This window comes from Shewanella sp. Arc9-LZ (genome assembly GCF_010092445.1).
Taxonomy (GTDB): Bacteria; Pseudomonadota; Gammaproteobacteria; order Enterobacterales; family Shewanellaceae; genus Shewanella.
Map to the genome: position 1 here is coordinate 2,320,881 of NZ_CP048031.1, position 18,878 is coordinate 2,339,758.

The following is an 18,878-nucleotide window of genomic DNA, read 5'->3' on the forward strand; positions in this document are numbered from 1 at the left end:
CAAACTATACATTATGACTAACCGTCGTCACTAGGCTAGGTCAAACCTGTCTGCATTCATTACTTTAGTCCACGTTTTAACAAAGTCTTTAACAAACTTCTCTTTTGCGTCGTCTTGTGCATAAATCTCTGCATACGAACGTAAAATAGAGTTTGAGCCAAAAACTAAATCAACTCGAGTTGCAGTCCATTTCACTTTATCAGTGCTGCGCTCCACAATGTGATACAGATTTTTACCTGCAGGCTTCCAGTTGTACGACATATCAGTTAAGTTGACAAAAAAGTCATTTGATAACACGCCAACATTGTCGGTAAATACACCGTGTTGACTGTTGTCGTAGTTGGTTCCTAATACTCGCATACCACCAACCAATACTGTCATTTCATGCGCGGTTAGCCCCATTAATTGAGTACGGTCGAGCATCATTTCTTCTGGCTGAACGATATAGTCTTTCTTTTGCCAGTTTCTAAATGCATCGTGTAGAGGCTCTAACACATCAAAAGACTCAACATCAGTTTGAGCTTGCGTTGCATCGCCACGTCCGGCAACAAAAGGCACCGATATCTTAACGCCAGCAGCATGAGCAGCTTGCTCTACTGCGGCTGATCCTCCGAGCACAATTAAATCTGCAATACTAACCGGCTTAGTTAGGCCTGCTTGAATAGTGGTTAACACCGCTAATACTTTTTGTAACCTTGTCGGCTCGTTACCTTGCCAGTCTTTTTGTGGCGCTAAACGAATACGTGCACCGTTGGCTCCGCCACGAAAATCTGAACCACGGAAAGTGCGGGCACTGTCCCAAGCCGTAGCCACAAGTTCAGCAATACTTAATCCACTGGCCAGAATCTTAGCTTTAGTGTCGGTAACTTCTTGTTCGGTTAAGCTGTAATCAACTTGTGGAACAGGATCTTGCCATATTAACTCTTCAGCAGGTACATCCGTGCCTAAATAACGACTTTTAGGACCCAAATCTCTGTGGGTAAGCTTAAACCAAGCACGAGCAAACACATCCGAGAAATAAGCTGGATCTTGATAAAAACGATCTGAAATTTTTCTATACTCTGGGTCCATTTTCATCGCCATATCAGCGTCGGTCATGATAGGACTTAGGCGAATCGATGGATCTTCAACATCAACAGGCTTATGTTCTTCTTTGATGTCGATAGGCTGCCATTGCCATGCACCAGCAGGGCTCTTTTTAAGTTCCCACTCGTAGTTAAGCAATAACTCAAAGTAGCCATTGTCCCACTGAGTTGGGTTGGTTGTCCAAGCGCCTTCAATACCGCTTGTTACCGTATCGCGGCCAATACCGCGGCTTGTTTTGTTTAACCAGCCTAAACCTTGGTCTTCGAGTTCAGCCCCTTCAGGAGCGGCTTCGAGCTTTTCTGCACGACCATTGCCGTGACATTTACCGACAGTGTGACCACCAGCAGTAAGCGCGACGGTTTCTTCGTCATTCATTGCCATGCGTTCAAAGGTGACACGAATGTCTTGTGCGGTTCTCAGTGGGTCTGGCTTGCCATCAGGACCTTCAGGATTGACATAAATTAATCCCATCATTACGGCGGCTAATGGATTTTCGAGATCTCGTTCGCCTGAATAGCGGCTATTGGGTGTATCGCTTGTTGCCAGCCATTCTTTTTCTGAACCCCAGTATATGTCTTTCTCTGGATGCCAGATGTCAGCACGGCCGCCAGCAAACCCAAAGGTTTTTAGGCCCATAGATTCATAAGCAATGGTGCCAGCGAGAATGATCAAATCAGCCCAAGACAACTTATTGCCATATTTCTTTTTAATTGGCCACAGTAATCTACGTGCTTTGTCTAAATTGGCGTTATCTGGCCAGCTGTTGAGTGGCGCAAAACGTTGGTTACCTGTTCCTGCACCGCCGCGACCGTCTGCTATACGATAAGTACCAGCAGAGTGCCAAGCCATACGGATCATCAGTCCACCATAATGGCCCCAGTCGGCTGGCCACCAATCTTTGCTATCAGTCATGAGTGCGTGGAGATCTTGTTTTACCGCAGACAAGTCGAGGCTTTTAAACGCCTCGCGGTAATCGAAGTTAGGATCCATTGGATCGGTTTTATTGTCATGCTGATGAAGAATATCGAGATTAAGTGCATTAGGCCACCACTCCATAACGTCGCTCGCGACTGTGGTATTGCCGCCGTGGTTTACTGGGCATTTGCCTTGGGTTTGTTGTGCTTTGTCCATGATAGGTTCCTTTATCACTAAAAATAGCATAAATTTTATGCATCACTGGATTTCTATAACAGGCTAACTGACTGTGACTACGAATGAAAGCGACTTTTTTCGGTCCGGCTAATCGATTTTATTGATGAATAAGATTAGTCATGCTGACTGTTAAAAATCGTTCGATAATAGAACAGTATGTTGATAGAGATTAGGCCAATAATTTGGTGTAAGTCATGATCCAAGTCATTAAAGACTATGATGCTAGACTGCGGTGCTCATTGATTGTTGTACTTGAATATAGTGGGCAAAAGATGACATGGGCATAGGTTTACTATAGTAGTAACCTTGGGCGAGATCGCAACCGAGTGATGCTAGTAATGTCGCCGTTTCACTGTTCTCTACGCCTTCTGCTACAACATTACAATTTAAGTGTTGGGACAGAAAAATGACTGATTTTACTATTGCCAAGTCTGCATCGCTATGATGGATACTGTTGATAAATGAACCATCAATTTTAATTTGGGTAACAGGAAGGTCACGCAGTAGTTCTAGCGAAGAAAACCCCGTTCCAAAATCATCAATACTGAATGCTCCCCCCGCAGCGGTAATCTGTGTCATCGCATCTTTAGCTTGTGCAACATTGGTCATCATTGCACTTTCGGTTATTTCAAACATTATCTTCTGCGATGAGTGATTGCCGTTAACAAGTGACACACTTTTATTGATTAGGGTTGGATCTTGTAAATCTTTAGCGGACAAATTGAGGTGGATACACAAAGACAACCCCAAGGATTCAAAATGCTCAACGTCTTTTGCAACTTGTTGCATTACCCAACCGGTTATTTGGTTTATAAGGGTAGTTTGTTCGGCAATATTAATAAACACACTTGGGGGCGTGTAACTGCCATCTGGACGAGGCCAGCGAATAAGCGCTTCGACGCCGTAAAGGCTGTTGTCGCGAAGATTAATGATAGGTTGATACCAGAGTTCAAACTCCTGTTGTTCAATCGCGCGTTTTAATAAAGCACTGATATTCACTTTTTCGGCGGCATTGGTTTCAAGGCTATGATCATAGGTGGTATATAAGGTGGCTAGTTTTTTACTTGAGTACATAGCAATATCGGCTTGCTGTAACAATTGACCTATTTCACTTGCGTAGCTGGGATAGTGAGATAATCCTACGCTAGCGCCCACTAATAAATCATAACTCTCAATGCAAAATGCCTTTTCAAGCGCCTGGTGTATAGCGTTAATGGTGTGTTGAACCTGAGCTAATTCTACTTGAGTGACAATGACAGCAAATTCGTCTCCGCCAAGTCTAAATAACGTTGCATCATCGGGTAAATGTTCAGAAACACTCTTACCGACTTCAATTAAGAGTAAGTCACCATAATAATGGCCTAAAGCATCATTGACTTGTTTAAAACGGTTTAAATCAATCAGCAACAGGCTGAATGGCAGTCCAACATCGACATGATGACTTAACGAGTTCATTAAATATTGTCGATTAGGTAGACCTGTTAAGCTATCGTGCAGCGCATTACTGCGCTCATTGATGACTAATTTTTCGACTTTAAGCAAACTCATTAAACTCAGTCGAGTGACCAACACAACAAATCCGCCACCAGAAAACATGATGATGCAAAAAATGACATCTGATATTGCCAAGTCAGATTGTTTACACAGGTAATAAAAAACCCCTGTATAGCCCAGCACGAAAAAGATGATCAATCCTCTAAGCACTCGCCAGCCAGTATTATTGTCCTTAACACAAATTTTGTTTACTGCTCTTAAACTAAAGACCAGCATACAGAGTCCTAAAATAAGCATTGATAAAGCCAATATCTGCAACAATCGCTATTTCCTGTGGTAAGAAGGGAAGGATAATCGATAAAACGAGCGAGCTGTTATTAAAGATTGCTGTAAAATGTAGTTGTGAAGGTGTGTTGTTTGTGTAGATTTATTAAGGACAGTGTATTTAAAATAGCGTTAAAAAGGTGTCTGTTAAGAAAATGGCTAACCCAAGATAGGTTAACCATTTAAATACTAGTGTACTAATGTTGTTTTTGCGTACTCAAAGTAGAAAATGAAATCAATTATTTAACGATGATTCTCATCATATTTAGTCATTGCACGTTGAGGTATCAAACATCTAACCGCGCAATGACATCTTGCCTTATACAGAATCAATATGTATTCATTAGCCGCGGTAACCAAATAATTTTTGTTCCATGATGGCTTTACTGACGGCCTCGGGTACGGCGTTAACCCATTCCCCTTGACCGCGACAAATTTGTTGTAAAATCTCTCGAGAAAAAATATTAAACAAATCAAGATTGCTTGATTCAATACTGGTGATAAAGCCGTTATCAAGCACGTGGCGGAATAAATAACGCAAGTTATTAGGCACACTGACATTGGTTAAGTCATTTAGCTCGCCTTTTTCATCCCGTTCTGGGTAGACAAACAAACGCGTATTATCAGGAAATAACTTACCAAAAGCTTCAAGAATGCCGCCTTCCATGCCACGATAATATTCTTCATCAAAAATTTGTTTAATGTTAACAATACCCACCACAATGCCAATTTGTAATTGGGTGTACTGACGAAAATAAGCACGTAATGAAAAATAGCGGGTGTAATCAGAAATCATTACGTTATAGCCTAATAAGTTAAGCAATTTAACCCGTTCCATAATGTCCTTCTCGGTCATATTGGCATCTTTACCGTGTAAGTCATTCAGTGATATTTCTGCGATTAACACGGTATTTTTATCGGTTACCCCTTCTAATGTCGAAAAGGCTTTGTAGCCTTGCTCAATCATATCGACATTAAGGTTGGTAATGGGTTTAAATGAACCACGAATGGTTAACACGTTCTTTTTGTACAGCATATCGGCAGGTACCGCGACACTGCCATCGGCTTTGAACATAATGGCGCGAGTTTTCCAGCTGCGAATAAGATGAATATTCTTGGCTTGATTGTCGACATCTTCAAAGTAGGGACCTTGAAAGTCGATACAATCAATTTCAATCCGATTGGCTTTTAGGCTGTCGGTTAACGAATCGATAATCATTTTTGGATCTTCAAAATAATAGTAGCTGGCATAAATAAGGTTTACACCTAAAATACCCAGCGCTTGTTGTTGTGCTTCAGCGCTGTCATCAAACATGCGTACATGGACAATAATATTAGATGGCTCAGCACCAGGGTACATTTGAATACGCACCCCGCACCATGCATGGCATTCGTTTTTACGATTAAAGCTCTTGGCTGAGACAGTAGCTGCATAGGTAAAATATCGTGAAGACTTAGAGCGAATGGCTCCAACACGATCGACCACTAAATCAAACTCTTGCTCCATCATCGCTAGCACACGAGCTTTACTGACATAACGGCCATCTTCTTGGACACCATAGATGGCATCTGAAAATTTCATATCGTAGGCCGACATGGTTTTCGCTATCGTACCCGCAGCAGCGCCAGCCACAAAAAAGTTACGTGCGACTTCTTGTCCTGCACCAATTTCAACAATAGTGCCGTACTTTTTTTCGTCTAGATTTAAACGAAGGGCTTTTTCTTTGGTGCCACGCGAACTGACTTGCTTATCCATATTATCTCCACACGATAAAATATTCATATCTTAAGGTTACGGCTAACAATGTTATAGCAAGTTGAAATATGCGCTAGTGCTGAAAGGAAAAATGTGTCGATATAATAATGATTTTACGTTAATTGTTACTTTATTGATGTTTATAGTGGCATTTTTACTCAGGTCGTCGATGCAGATGGCCAGAATCATTATTTTTAGATTAAACAGAAGATAGCCGCCACAGTTTTAGCAAAATGTGGTGGCTATGGTGATGTTATCTCGAGTCCAGGCTATCTCTCGTACTGGTTATCTTGGGACATCCATCATGGTTTGCAAAAACACCGCCGAAAAAGGCGCTTTTTGTTGTTTTTTAATCTGTGGACTTAACCCATTTTCAAATAAAACAAATAAATAATCATGACCATTACTGACATTCACTCTGCCAGCTAGGTTTGCAATGCCCAACATACTGCCTGTTTTAGCAAACACATGGTTTTTCAACGGTGATTTATTGAAATAGCGTTTATAGCGTAAAGTGCCACTAACACCAGATTCTGGTAACAACTCGAGTAAAAAGTGGTACTCAGGTTGTTGGTATAGGGTGGTGAGTACACTTAATACGTGCTCAGGCGTGAGTAAGTTATAACGCGACAAACCAGAGCCATCGGCGATGTTTGCATTTGATAAATCGATGCCAATAGAATACAGAATGGTTTTTAATGCTTGGCCACTTCGGGCAAAATCACTGGGTGCTTGATAATAAACCTCACCCAATTTTTTTAATAAACTGTCGGCAATTAAATTATCTGATTTAAGCAACATGGTTTCGAGCAATTTAGGCAATGCTGCAGATTGGTGGCTGGCGATCACTTGTCTTTGAGCCATAAACTGCAGTTCTGTATTCATTTTTTGTGCTGTAATGGGTTGCTGATGCACAATGCCTAAAGAAGCCAATTGTTTGGCTACGATCTGTTGCGCGTACAGTTGTGGTTCGGTAATGGCTATTGCCAAAGGCAATGATTTAGCGCCGACATGGCAGCCACTAAGATGATAGCGATTATTATCGAAACGACTTAACGTTAACTGACACTGTGGTACTGATTCTGTTAGATATGCAGGAAGAACAACCGTATCGGTTAATGTCTTCACTGTGGGCTTAGCAACAGGTCGGTTGATGATTGGGGTGACAAAATAAGCATCATTGGTGATTTCAATGGGTCGGTTTCCCATCATGGTGATGTTGGCCACTTTATTGTAGCCGGTTGTTGCTAATCGACCATAGACACAATTTTTATCAATGATGAAAGGCGATATTGGTGCTGCGTAGCAAATCCCTAAATCATCCCATACCCAGCCAGGTGCCTGCAGTTGGCTATCTTGCTCACTGGTTAATACAATATTGCCCGTCAGTTCAGTGATACCTAGCAGACTTAAAGAGGCGAGTAACTGTCGCAAATCTTGATACTTTAAGGTTGGGTCGCCACTAAATTCTATGTAAATGTCGCCAGAATATATGCCATTATCAATTTGGCTTTTATCTAAAGGTTGCTCTGCTAACGTAGTTAAACGGGTTTGATAGGTAAAGTCTTTACCGAGTTGTTTCGTTGCCGCCAATGCGGTTAACAGTTTTTGAACACTGGCAGGTTGCATTAACGATTGGTTGTTGTACTCAAATACTGTTTGTTGAGTCGTCATGTCCCACACTGTGATGCCGAGCTGTGAATGTGTTGGTTTTAGTAACTGGAGCATATTATCAAGATACAATGCTGCAGGTTGCTGGGTAGTACTATCACTATAAACTGTTTGTGGCTGACTGAGTGCTACTTGGTCGGGTGTTTCTGCTGCGATTGCAACATTCACCAGGCTTGTGATAATCAATGCTCCTAGCAGACATAAGGCTTGAGTGAACCGCAAAGAGGGTTGTTCATAAAAGAAACGAGGCTGGGGGAGACAAAAAAGAAGGGAATTCATAAAAGCCTATTGTGAGAGTTCAGTAACGATAGGTTATGTTAGCTGATGATATCCTTAGCTGATATGCATTTGATGTTTTTTGGTTATATTTCCTCATTTATGATAATTAGAATTAATGTTTAACTCATTATCATTGACGCTTTAGTTGACTAGTTAGCAAGCAATCTCGCTTTATTACGCAAATTATCAACAAAAAAGCGTACTAAAACCGCAGCTAAGTAAGAAAAATCTTGCTCATCACCTTGTTAGTCGGTAATTTCTATCAGCTTAACAGAACGCCAAGCTCACCAATCTTTAGAATTAGATGCCTCAGAGCTGCAATAGTTCTATTTTGCAGCATATTGTGGTGTGATATAAGTTGATTAGAGCGGATAGACAGACCACGATAGACCATTCAGCAATGATATTTATTATTGTAAAGGTTATCTCGTTAGCACTATCGATATTGCGTTAAAAGAAACATCATCAATTGAGGTTGACGTTACTTATTCTGAAGTCACTTATTCCCTCAATTTATCTGTAAGCATGGCATGTATTACTTGCTAAACAGTTGAACAGCGTACTTACAATTACAATATATCGCTGTGATGTTTTTTAAATTTGATCCCATTACTGATTATGGTAATGGTCACCCATTTTAAGGAGGATGCCTTGCTGGATAAGCTAGGTGGTATTGCCCTAAATGCAGATGCTGTGTCTTGGTTGCTTAAGCCAAAAGATTTTAAGCAAGCCTTACTAACTAAAATTGCATCGGCAACATCTTCAATTTACATCGCAGCATTATATGTTGAAGATGATGAAGCTGGCCGTGAGGTATTGCAGGCGTTATTAGACGCAAAGAACCAAAACCCACAATTAGATATCAAAGTGTTAGTGGATTATCATCGTGCACGCCGAGGCCTAATAGGTCAAAAGGGCGACAGTGGTAATTATATTTTATATCGTCAATTAATGGACCAAGCAACGCATCCGTTTGATATTGTCGGTGTGCCGGTGAAGTCTCGCGAATTTATGGGTGTACTGCATCTTAAAGGCTTTATCATCGACGACACTGTTATTTACAGTGGCGCGAGCATTAACAACATTTATTTACAACAGCAAGAAAAATACCGTTTCGATAGATACCATGTTATCGATTGTCCTGAGCTGGCTCGCAGTATGCGTGACATGATAAAGCAGAATATCGTTAGCGATCCTGCCGTAAGTGTATTAAGTCAAGCTGCAGACAATGAAGATAACCCTGAAAAGAACGATGTAAAAAGTTTTAAACATCGTCTATCTCAGGCCCGTTATCAGTATACCTCTACCACAGTGGGTAACCGTGTTACGCCATTGATCGGTTTAGGCAGAAAAAACAACGGATTAAATGACACTATTGTTAAGTTAGTCGATGAATCAACTAAAGAGTTGTTTATTTGTACGCCTTATTTCAACCCGCCAACGATTTTAACTCGTGCATTAGCAAGACATCTGCGTGATGGCAAAAAAATAGATATTGTCGTTGGTGACAAAACGGCGAATGACTTCTACATTCCGCCGGAGCAAGATTTTTCAACGATTGGTGCGTTGCCGTACATGTACGAGCAATCACTGCGTAAATTTGCCAAAAACCAGCAATGGGCTATTGAGAACGGACAACTGAATATTCATTTATGGAAAGATGGTATTAACAGTTTTCATTTGAAGGGCATCAGTGCCGATAATCGAAAGCATCTGATAACGGGTTCGAACCTAAACCCACGAGCGTGGGCATTGGATTTAGAAAATGGCTTATTATTGCATGATGAGTCAGGATCTTGGAAAGAGTCGTTTATTCAAGAGCAGCAATATATCTTGCTACACACTGAGCGATTATTTCATTATAGCCAAATTGATACTTTGCAGAAATACCCTAAACCGGTGAAGAAAATAATGAATCGAATTCGCCGTTTAAAAGCAGACTTTTTATTACGCCGTATTCTATAATTTCCTCATAATGCGTTTATCAGTTCATCACCAGCATTGGTGATGAACTTTTTTCATCTTAGAGTTGCAGAATGTCAGAATTACCGACTAAACCCACTAAAGCGCCAATTCATGCGGTTCACCGTTTGCATGAGTATCGAAAATCCTTGTCGACAAAGCCCTTTGGCGCGCGAGGGAAGAAACTTATTAGATGTAATTTGTGCCTCTTGGGTGAATTATTTTGCACCTGTAAACATCGTCAATACTTGAATACCAACACCAGCTTTATGTTGATTATGTATAACGATGAAGTATTAAAACCAACCAATAGTGGTAGGCTGATTGCCGACTTAATTCCTGATACCCATGCGTTTTTGTGGACTCGAACCGAGACCGATACTGCAATGTTGGCCTTATTGTCTAATCCAACTTATCAACCATTTTTAGTTTTCCCACAACAATATATTGAGAACGATCAAGTCGTCGTTGAGCAAATAACGGCCACTTCGTTGACGACTGAGCAGGGCATAACCAAAATACCTTTGTTAGTTATGCTTGATGGCAGTTGGCGTGAAGCCATTAAAATGTATCGTAAAAGCCCGTATTTACAACAAATGCCAGTGCTTTCATTTGCACCTGAAACCTTAGCAACCTACGCTCTGCGTAAAGGCAGCCATGATTTTCAACTGGGCACAGCAGAAGTCGCGGCAATGGCATTAACCGCAGCTCAAGAGCCTCAAAATGGTGTAGCATTATCGACTTGGTTTGATTTATTCGTAGAATCTTCCTTGCTTGGGCGTAACCGTCGGGCAAAAGAAACCTTAACGCCAATTTCTGAGTTTATTGATGCTTTTAAACATGCATTACAGGCTAGTCATGAGGGCGGTAAAAAATAGCTTAATCGGCGCCAAACGGTTGCATATTGTGTTAAATTACGTGATGCTAACTGAACGTTAATGGTGTTAGTTATCGCTATTAGGTTATCAATTTTACCTAAGCAACATTCTAATCTGCAGGATTTTATTAAGGATCGTTTCGTACACATTATGGAAGAGTTGATAAACAGTGCTAGAGAGATAAATACTAAAAAATTAGTTGTTTTGTGTCGTCTTGAACCCGGTTGTTTGGGACCAGATGGTGCTGAGCATATCAACACTTTTTGCCAGGTGGCCGAGCGAGCATTAGTAAACTTAAATGCTGATGTGTGTCATTGGTTTCTTGCGCCTCGCTTAGACAAAAGCTTAATAGAAATTCAATACAGCCTTGCAGGTAAGGTGTTGTCTCGTGATAAAGCGGTTAAGTTTATTAGCTCGTTTGATCAAGACCTTGATGACATAGAAGAGCGTTTTGAAGATAAATTGACTCAATTAATTAATCAATATATTGCCCGTAAACGGTAAATGTAGCTCATGTGTTTTAGATTCCTTTCATAGCACTTTAGCCTGTACTTTAACTCTCCCCATAGTGCTAAGGCTTACCGTTTTATCAATTATCGTATAATCCTATGTTGTTTGGGGTTAATAACAGGATTTTATATGACTCCCTCAGCATATAGTGACGCAGCAACTTCTGACGCCGCTCCAACATTTTTCGATCAACAGACGCTACACCAATTGTTGCAGCAACAATTTGGTTTTACTGAGTTCAGAGAAGGCCAACAAGCCGTTATTGAAACCATTTTGGCCGGTCATTCTGCGTTAGCTATATTTCCTACCGGTTCAGGTAAGTCCTTGTGTTATCAGTTTTGTGCCCAACAGTTACCCAACCTAACCTTAGTTATTTCGCCTTTGCTGGCTTTAATGAAAGATCAGCTGGCATTTTTAGCCAGTAAAAGCATCGCCGCCGCCAGTATTGATTCAAGTTTAACTTATGAACAAACGCAACAAGTGATGCGCGATGTACGAGATCAACGTACACGAATTTTAATGGTGTCAGTTGAGCGTTTTAAAAATGAGCGTTTTAGGCAATTTCTTAAGTCAGTCCCTATTTCGTTGCTGGTGGTTGATGAAGCGCATTGTATTTCAGAATGGGGACACAATTTCAGGCCTGATTACTTAAAAATCCCTCAATATTGCCAAGAATTTTCAATCCCTCAAAGTTTGTTATTAACAGCGACGGCAACTGAGCAAGTAAAATTGGATATGGCTAAACGTTTTGGTTTGATACCAGAGCAGGTGGTGCAAACCGGTTTTTATCGGCCGAATTTAGATTTGTCTGTTGTCGCGGTTAATCAGCAACAAAAGCTCACTCAGCTCGCGTATACCGTTAAAAACTATCAAGGTGCTGGCATAGTATATGTAACCCTACAGAAGACCGCTGAGGACGTTGCTGCGCACTTAATCAGTCAAGGGATCAATGCTGCTGCGTACCATGCAGGTATGGATCAAACTGTTCGACAACATATTCAACAACAATTTATGCAGAACCACATTCAAGTGATAGTGGCGACTATTGCTTTTGGTATGGGCATTGATAAATCAGATATTCGATTTGTTATCCATTTTGATTTACCTAAGTCGATTGAAAATTACAGCCAAGAAATCGGTCGAGCAGGGCGTGATGGTTTGCTAGCCCATTGTGTGACGTTAGCAAATTTAGATGGATTAAATACTGTTGAAAATTTTGTTTACGGTGATACACCTGAAGCCGATAGTATAGGTCAATTATTAGGCATTATTGCAGCTGAAACCGAAAGTGGTCGCTGGGAAGTACAAGAAACGCCATTGTCCACAGCATGTAATATTCGTTCATTGCCGTTGAAAACATTATTTGTGCAGTTAGAGCTTTTAGGCGTGATCCGCCCAAGCTATGCTTATTTTGCTGAATTTAAATATCGGTTTGTGGAAGACCAGCAAGCCATCCTCAGTCGGTTTAACGATCAGCGCCAGCAATTCTTGAGTCAGGTATTTGCCCATACGCAGTTTAAAAAGGTGTGGGGACAACTTGATTTTGACAGTTTATATCAACAACATGGTTGTGAACGACAACGAGTTGTTGCGGCATTAGACTATTTAGCTGAACAGAATTTGATAATTCTTGAGACAAAAAAAATCACTCAAGTGTATGATGTACAACAGCAGGCATTAGCGACACCGCAGCAATTACAACAATTGACCCAGCAACTCAGTCAATATTTTAGTGAGAATGAACATAAAGAGATTGTGCGGATTGGTAAGCTAGTCGATTTTTTTGAACTTGATCGTTGTTTAAGTGCAAATTTAGCTCACTATTTTGATGACCACTCGGTGCCACAAGTATGTGGTCACTGCAGCGTTTGTCGTGGGCAAATTGCCGTCTTATCCAAACAGGCTGTGGCTCCGTTACCAGACTCGGCCACAGTGACAACATTGCTTGAACCGTTAATTTTAGTGGCTCGAGCAAAATCGTTACCCACTCCAACCATTGCCACGCAGGCTAAATTTCTTGCTGGTATGATAATGCCAATGTTTAGTCGTTTGAAAGTTAAACAACTAGATGGCTTTGGACGTTTTAGTGCTTATCGATATCAAGATATTCTGGATACTGTTAAGAAGGTAAATTCATGAAACCGGTTCCTAAAATACTGTTAGAGCGACACGGTGAGTTAATACAAAGTGAAGGCGTGACGGTGGTGTCCCATATTCAACGGCAAGTTGGAGAATGGGTGGTTCAAACGTTAATGATTAAAGATTGCGATGTGCCATTTAAATACAAGCGACCTCAGCGTTTCAAGAGTTTGTTAGATCATAAAGTCAATTTAATTTACTACCCGGCAAAAGAAGTCGTGGGTGGATTTGAAATTGAAATAATGCAAGTGGTTAGGGTTCGCCGTTACTAATTCTAATCGATTAAGCTCAGCACACGATTGTCTCGGTGTGCTGAGTATTAAGAGTGGATCATTTGAGCTTTTCTCAATGTGATTCAACAATTGATGTGCCATTTTCATATCACGTTTCCAAGCATGGCAATATCGTCGCTTAGCCATTGTACAAGTGTAGTATCATCTCCCGCATCAATCTGCTCGACTAACGTCATTGCGCTTGCCACCGCCAACCACATTGGCCGTTAGGCAGGGTTCAACTAACCCAAATCAAATACCCATAAATCGTCAACAGATTAACAAGGTAGCCCGAGAATAAAGATAAACTCTTTGCGTCTAATCATTATTGGCCACTAAACACAAACTCGCTCGCAGTTTTCCACACTCTATATCGTAAGTCGGTGCCTTCGGGTAAATAAAACACTTTAGGTTGACGGCTGTCATAGCGTAATGTCAGTGCTTCATTAAGCACGATAAACTCAGCTGATTTAGCGTTAGTGCACATCATTTTGGTTGTCGGACCTTGCATCAATTTTTCGACTAGGTAATAGACATATCCCCAGCCGGCTAATGATACTTTGTCAATGTCACCGATGAGCTTGGTCTTATTACAATCGACGATTTGATTTTGACCTATTTGCACTTCAAACATGTAATCTTGCTCATTTTTCAGTTCAGGCAAGGTCAGTACATGTTGTACCATGCCCTCAGTGGGGGCAGGATACATTTTACTGGCTCGTTGCGGCTGATATTGACTGACATCCATAACCGTAGTGTTAATTTTCAGGGTGTTCAGATAATGATTGTCAACGGGACTGGTCGCTCGCGATCCAAACGAGATGACACCGGTACAGATGACCGTAACCGTCATCACGAATTTTATGGTATCAGTAACACTGATTCGTTTCATATTCTGTCCTTTTAAAATGCATGTAATACCATCTCGCATAAAACGGCATTGTATTGTCCGTATGCACACACAAACTCTACGGTATAGTGTGTACTTCTCACAATTAATCCCAGAAAAAGAGGCCAAATCGTCTTTTACTTACCAATTACCTTGTGCATATAATTCATAGCAGGTTTGGCATCAAACAATCCAGCTTAACCTTATTTACTCGCTCTTTCGTCAGAGTTGTATGAGTTAGTTAGTGTAAACGCTGCTTGGCATGAAAAGGGTTAAAATGATTATTTTTTATTTACGCTTGTTTATTGGACTACATCAATAATTGAGTTTAGTTCATAAGTATGACATAACATACTGATAACCTTTGACACATTGTATTTATTAATAAGGTATCGCCTTCGATGCATAATACCCAAAATCTTGAACAAACCTCGCATATACTGCATTTAGCGTTACCTAAAATGGCCGACTTAGCTATTCCTGTCACGCCAGAAAACTATGCTATTTGGTTTGATTATTTTGCTGAGAGTAACCTTAATCTAAAACGCGCAATTGACGGTTTAATTGCTAATGGTGTTCAATTTACTCCCGAGGTTAATTTAGGTTTATACAATCGATTTATTGAAGAACAATCACCAGAAATTATTGAAAACGTCCAAATCGAAACTCAAATTCTGATTAACAGCTTACTTAATAAGATTGAGCAGTTAAATGTTGGCACGGAATCTTTTTCATCTAACCTCAATCAATTTGGCGAACAGCTGCAAACAAATCCTAATGCTGATGAGCTCAATCTTATCGTTGGTTCCATTGTCGCCGAAGTTGATCAAGTCATTGCTAATAATCGCCAAATGTCTGCGAGCCTCGAGTCATTATCTGAAGAAGTTGCTAACCTTAAAGACGAAATGGAAAATTTGAGTAAAGTGGCTATGACGGATGAACTTACATCGTTAAAGAACCGCCGCTCTTATGAGTTGTTTGCTGCAGAGCAGATGACCAAGTTTGTCGACACTCAAACGGTATGCAGTTTGTTGATGATTGATATTGATAATTTTAAGATGTTTAATGATACTTTTGGCCACTTAATTGGCGATAAAGTGTTGGCTTATGTGGCTTTAGCCATGAAAAATACTGTTAAAGGCGATGATTTGGTTGCTCGCTATGGTGGTGAAGAGTTTGTGGTAATGTTACCCAATGCCAAGCTTATCGATGCCGTAAACGTGGCGGAAAAAATACGTGAAAGAATTGCATTAAAACAGCTTTCTATCGGTAAAGAAAAGAAACAAAACCTGGGGCATATTACCGTTTCTATTGGAGTGGCCACTATTCAAACGGGTGATGATGTAGATACCTTATTATCGCGGGCTGACGAACAACTTTATATTGCAAAAGCTGCCGGCAAAAACTGCGTCAAATTTGGTTAACATTAATCGGTGGTTTTACGGTGCGATGCTCTTTTAATTAGCTTGTTTGCAGTAACCAATATTTGTGGTAACAAATGTTTGCGGTAACAAATATTTGATTTAAAAAACGTTAAGCCCACAACGAATCAACTTTTTAGCGGTTGATCCATGTGGGCTTATGTTTATCTGCTGTTGATTACATTTAACACAACCAAAATGTTATTGCGCTTTTGGTTGTAAATCCATGTGCATCTTTATTAAATGTTCTTCCATATCAAATGATACGGTAAACCCAAGTGACTTGGCGAGGTTGGCCATACTGCGGTTTTCAAACATGGTAAAGCCCGTTAAATAAAGTGTATTGTTGGTTTTATAGTAAGCAATCAGTTTTTCCAGTAGTAACTTGCCTAAGCCAATCCCTTGATAATTACTGCGAACCGCCATAGCAAACTCGGCTTCGGTATTATCTGGGTCGATAGACGCTCTCACAGCCCCTAATGTTAGCTCTTCACCATCCTCTGTCATTGTCGTCGCAATAAAAGCCATCTCACGCGAATAATCAATTTGCGTTAATACTGCCATTTCTTCATGGGTCATGCGTGATCGCACTCCAAAATAGCGCTTGTATCTGTCTTCATCACTTAACGAATTATCAAAATCTAAGTGTTTAGGCTCATCTTCTGGCAAAATAGGCCGTAACATTATCTCAAGACCATTTTTTAACGTGGTAGTTTGTTCTAATTCTTTTGGATAGGGCAAAATCGCTAAACGGTTAATGTTGTCTTGCGGGGTGGCATGAAGCCGCATATTGACATCTAACAAGGTGATTTTCTCACCCGCGGCCAAAACAGGATTAATGTCTACTTCGGCAATTTCAGGACAATCAATAATTAAGTGAGATATTTGAGTCAGCATCACGCATAAAGCATTCATGTCTAGACCGAGTGGCAAATGACGGTCTCGCAGCTTATGGGTTTTAAGTGCTTGAATCACCATATAACGAGCCAGTGCCATGTTTAACGGTGGCAGTGCAACCGCAGCGTCGCGTGTTGGGTCCCATTCTGATCCACCTTCACCTAAACAGATTGCCGGACCAAATACTGGGTCATTAATTACCGACACCCTAATTTCTTGTGCACCTGCGGTTAATGCCATTTTTTGAATAATTAATCCGTCAATTTTGGCTGAAGGATTAGTTTGATGCACCCGGTCAATAATAGAGTGGGCGGCATGACTGACATCTTCATCAGAGGCTAAATTTAGCACTACACCGTGCACATCAGATTTATACAACAAGTCTGGTGATTGCACTTTTAACGCCACAGGATAACCGACCTGGTTGGCGACATTAACCGCTTCATCAACATCTTTTACAAATCGCGTTTCAATGGTGTTGAGTCCATAAGCACGTAAAATATCGACGGCTTGATGGGTTTCAACCACTGTTTGATCATTATCCAAAGCGCGTTGTAATAATAGTCGTGCCGCTTTGCTGTCAGTCGGAATATTATCAGGTATCGACTGTGGTACTTCTTGGAGTAGCTTTTGGTTACGACGGTATTCGACCATGTGCATAAATGCTCTTACGGCACCTTCAGGGGTTCGATAGGTCGGAATGCCAGCTTTGGTAAACCGTTTACGGGCCAAATAAGCTGAGTCTTCACCGCTCCAATTGGTGAGCATATTGATTCTATTGCGGTTAGGGTGTTGATTGATGGTGTCGATAATACTGTTAGCAATATCAACACTTTCACCTAATACCGATGGTGAATGTAGCACCAAAATAGTGTCAGTATCGTTACTGCTCATAAGTACTTTTAATGTATCTGCATAGCGTTGGCTGTCTGAATCACCAATCATGTCGATAGGATTTTGTTGTGACCAAGTATTGGGTAAAATAGCATTCAGTTCAGCGACGGTTTTTTCTGACAATTGTGCCAGTTTGCCACCTTTAATAATCAACTCATCCGCGGCCAATACAGCAGGGCCGCCGCCATTACTCATAATGACTAATCGTTCACCTTTTAATGGGGTCGAATGAGCAAGGCTTTCTACCGCAGCAAATAATTCAATTAAATCATTTACTCTTAACATACCGGCACGTCTAAAAGCGGCTTCATAAACGGCATCGTTGCCACCAATACCACCAGTATGGAGCATTGCGGCTTGCACACCTTCACGGCTGCGACCTGATTTAATCACAAAGATGGGTTTATTGCGTGAGGCAGCGCGAGCGGCAGATAAAAAGTGACGTTTTTCGTTAATGGAATCGATATACAGCATGATAGCGCTGGTTTTACTGTCGCGGCCTAAATAATCGAGTAATTCATCAAAGTCGATATCGGTGGCATCACCGAGTGAAATAAACGACGAAAAGCCAATACCTTTGTTGTTGGCCCAATCGAGTACCGTGGTGCAAATGGCTGCTGATTGCGACACAAATGCAATTTTGCCTACGTTGGCTCCAGCGTGCGCTAAACTGGCATTGAGTCCAATAGGCGGTAAAATCATTCCCAAACTATTGGGGCCTAATAAGCGCATTCCGTATCGTTTGGCATATTGTTTGGTGAGTTCAAGTAAATTATTACCTTGCTCGTCAGTTTGCGATGCCATGCCAGAGGCCATAATAATCGCAACTTTACAGCCAAATTGAGCCAAACGTTCAACAATACTGGGCACTCTTAAGGCGTTGGTGCAAATAATGGCTAAATCAGGTTTGATCGGTAATGCTTCAATATTGGGGTACGCCAATACACCCATTACTGCGGTATATTTGGGTGTGACAGGCATTATTGGCCCAGAAAAACCGCCTGATAGCAGGTTTTTCATGATTGCTTTACCTGCACGCTTATTGCCGTTAGATGCGCCAATGACTGCCACCGAAGTGGGTTTAAAGAGTGCATTAATGCTGCGTTGACTCATAAAATGTGACCTTAGCTGGCTGGCAATAAACACGGTTGTTAACACTAGATTAGCATAATATTTTATCGAATAACGATAAAGAGATTATTTTAACAGACGGGCCATTTTATGAATAAAACCAATTACTCACTTAATCATTGG

The 18,878-nt window shown here is 41.0% G+C and carries 12 protein-coding genes; 6 read left to right on the forward strand and 6 right to left on the reverse strand.

Going from position 1 to position 18,878, the window contains the following annotated elements:
- Window positions 1–30: 30 nt before the first annotated feature.
- The 4 genes from katG to dacB all read right to left on the reverse strand — a co-directional run bounded on the left by katG (window position 31) and on the right by dacB (window position 7,669).
- Window positions 31–2,217 carry a catalase/peroxidase HPI gene (gene katG / locus GUY17_RS10035; RefSeq protein ID WP_101088371.1) on the reverse strand — a complete coding sequence of 729 codons (2,187 nt, stop codon included), beginning with the start codon at window positions 2,215–2,217 and terminating at the stop codon, window positions 31–33.
- A 243-nt stretch (window positions 2,218–2,460) separates the two neighbouring features.
- On the reverse strand, window positions 2,461–4,008 hold the full coding sequence (locus GUY17_RS10040) for a bifunctional diguanylate cyclase/phosphodiesterase (RefSeq protein ID WP_162023043.1): 1,548 nt from the start codon (window positions 4,006–4,008) through the stop codon (window positions 2,461–2,463).
- Window positions 4,009–4,399: 391 nt separating this feature from the next.
- Window positions 4,400–5,812 (reverse strand): TonB-dependent receptor, encoded by a 1,413-nt coding sequence (locus tag GUY17_RS10045; protein ID WP_162023044.1) that lies wholly within the window; start codon window positions 5,810–5,812, stop codon window positions 4,400–4,402.
- A 285-nt stretch (window positions 5,813–6,097) separates the two neighbouring features.
- Window positions 6,098–7,669, reverse strand: coding sequence for a D-alanyl-D-alanine carboxypeptidase/D-alanyl-D-alanine-endopeptidase (gene dacB / locus GUY17_RS10050; RefSeq protein ID WP_162023045.1), 1,572 nt, complete (start codon window positions 7,667–7,669; stop codon window positions 6,098–6,100).
- Window positions 7,670–8,386: 717 nt separating this feature from the next.
- Here dacB and pssA point away from each other — a divergent pair.
- From pssA to GUY17_RS10075, 5 genes are all read left to right on the forward strand, one after another.
- Entirely contained in the window at window positions 8,387–9,727 is a 1,341-nt protein-coding gene (gene pssA, locus GUY17_RS10055) for a CDP-diacylglycerol--serine O-phosphatidyltransferase (protein ID WP_162023046.1), read from the forward strand.
- Between the two features lie 71 nt (window positions 9,728–9,798).
- Complete coding sequence (locus GUY17_RS10060) at window positions 9,799–10,602, forward strand: tRNA-uridine aminocarboxypropyltransferase (RefSeq protein ID WP_162023047.1); 804 nt, start codon at window positions 9,799–9,801, stop codon at window positions 10,600–10,602.
- A gap of 150 nt (window positions 10,603–10,752) precedes the next feature.
- Window positions 10,753–11,106 (forward strand): hypothetical protein, encoded by a 354-nt coding sequence (locus tag GUY17_RS10065; RefSeq protein ID WP_101088488.1) that lies wholly within the window; start codon window positions 10,753–10,755, stop codon window positions 11,104–11,106.
- Window positions 11,107–11,241: 135 nt separating this feature from the next.
- Window positions 11,242–13,251 carry an ATP-dependent DNA helicase RecQ gene (locus GUY17_RS10070; protein WP_174839638.1) on the forward strand — a complete coding sequence of 670 codons (2,010 nt, stop codon included), beginning with the start codon at window positions 11,242–11,244 and terminating at the stop codon, window positions 13,249–13,251.
- Window positions 13,248–13,523: a hypothetical protein gene (locus GUY17_RS10075; RefSeq protein WP_011637386.1), complete on the forward strand. Its 276-nt coding sequence runs from the start codon at window positions 13,248–13,250 to the stop codon at window positions 13,521–13,523. Before GUY17_RS10070 ends, GUY17_RS10075 begins: the two co-directional genes overlap by 4 nt.
- A 325-nt stretch (window positions 13,524–13,848) precedes the next feature.
- On the opposite strand, the gene eco is transcribed toward GUY17_RS10075, so the two are convergent.
- Window positions 13,849–14,415, reverse strand: coding sequence for a serine protease inhibitor ecotin (gene eco, locus GUY17_RS10080; RefSeq protein ID WP_162023048.1), 567 nt, complete (start codon window positions 14,413–14,415; stop codon window positions 13,849–13,851).
- 398 nt (window positions 14,416–14,813) lie between these two features.
- Between eco and GUY17_RS10085 the strand changes: the two genes are divergently transcribed.
- Entirely contained in the window at window positions 14,814–15,836 is a 1,023-nt protein-coding gene (locus GUY17_RS10085) for a GGDEF domain-containing protein (protein WP_162023049.1), read from the forward strand.
- A gap of 198 nt (window positions 15,837–16,034) precedes the next feature.
- Here GUY17_RS10085 and GUY17_RS10090 read toward each other — a convergent pair whose 3' ends face one another.
- On the reverse strand, window positions 16,035–18,737 hold the full coding sequence (locus tag GUY17_RS10090) for an acetate--CoA ligase family protein (protein ID WP_162023050.1): 2,703 nt from the start codon (window positions 18,735–18,737) through the stop codon (window positions 16,035–16,037).
- Window positions 18,738–18,878: the final 141 nt, after the last annotated feature.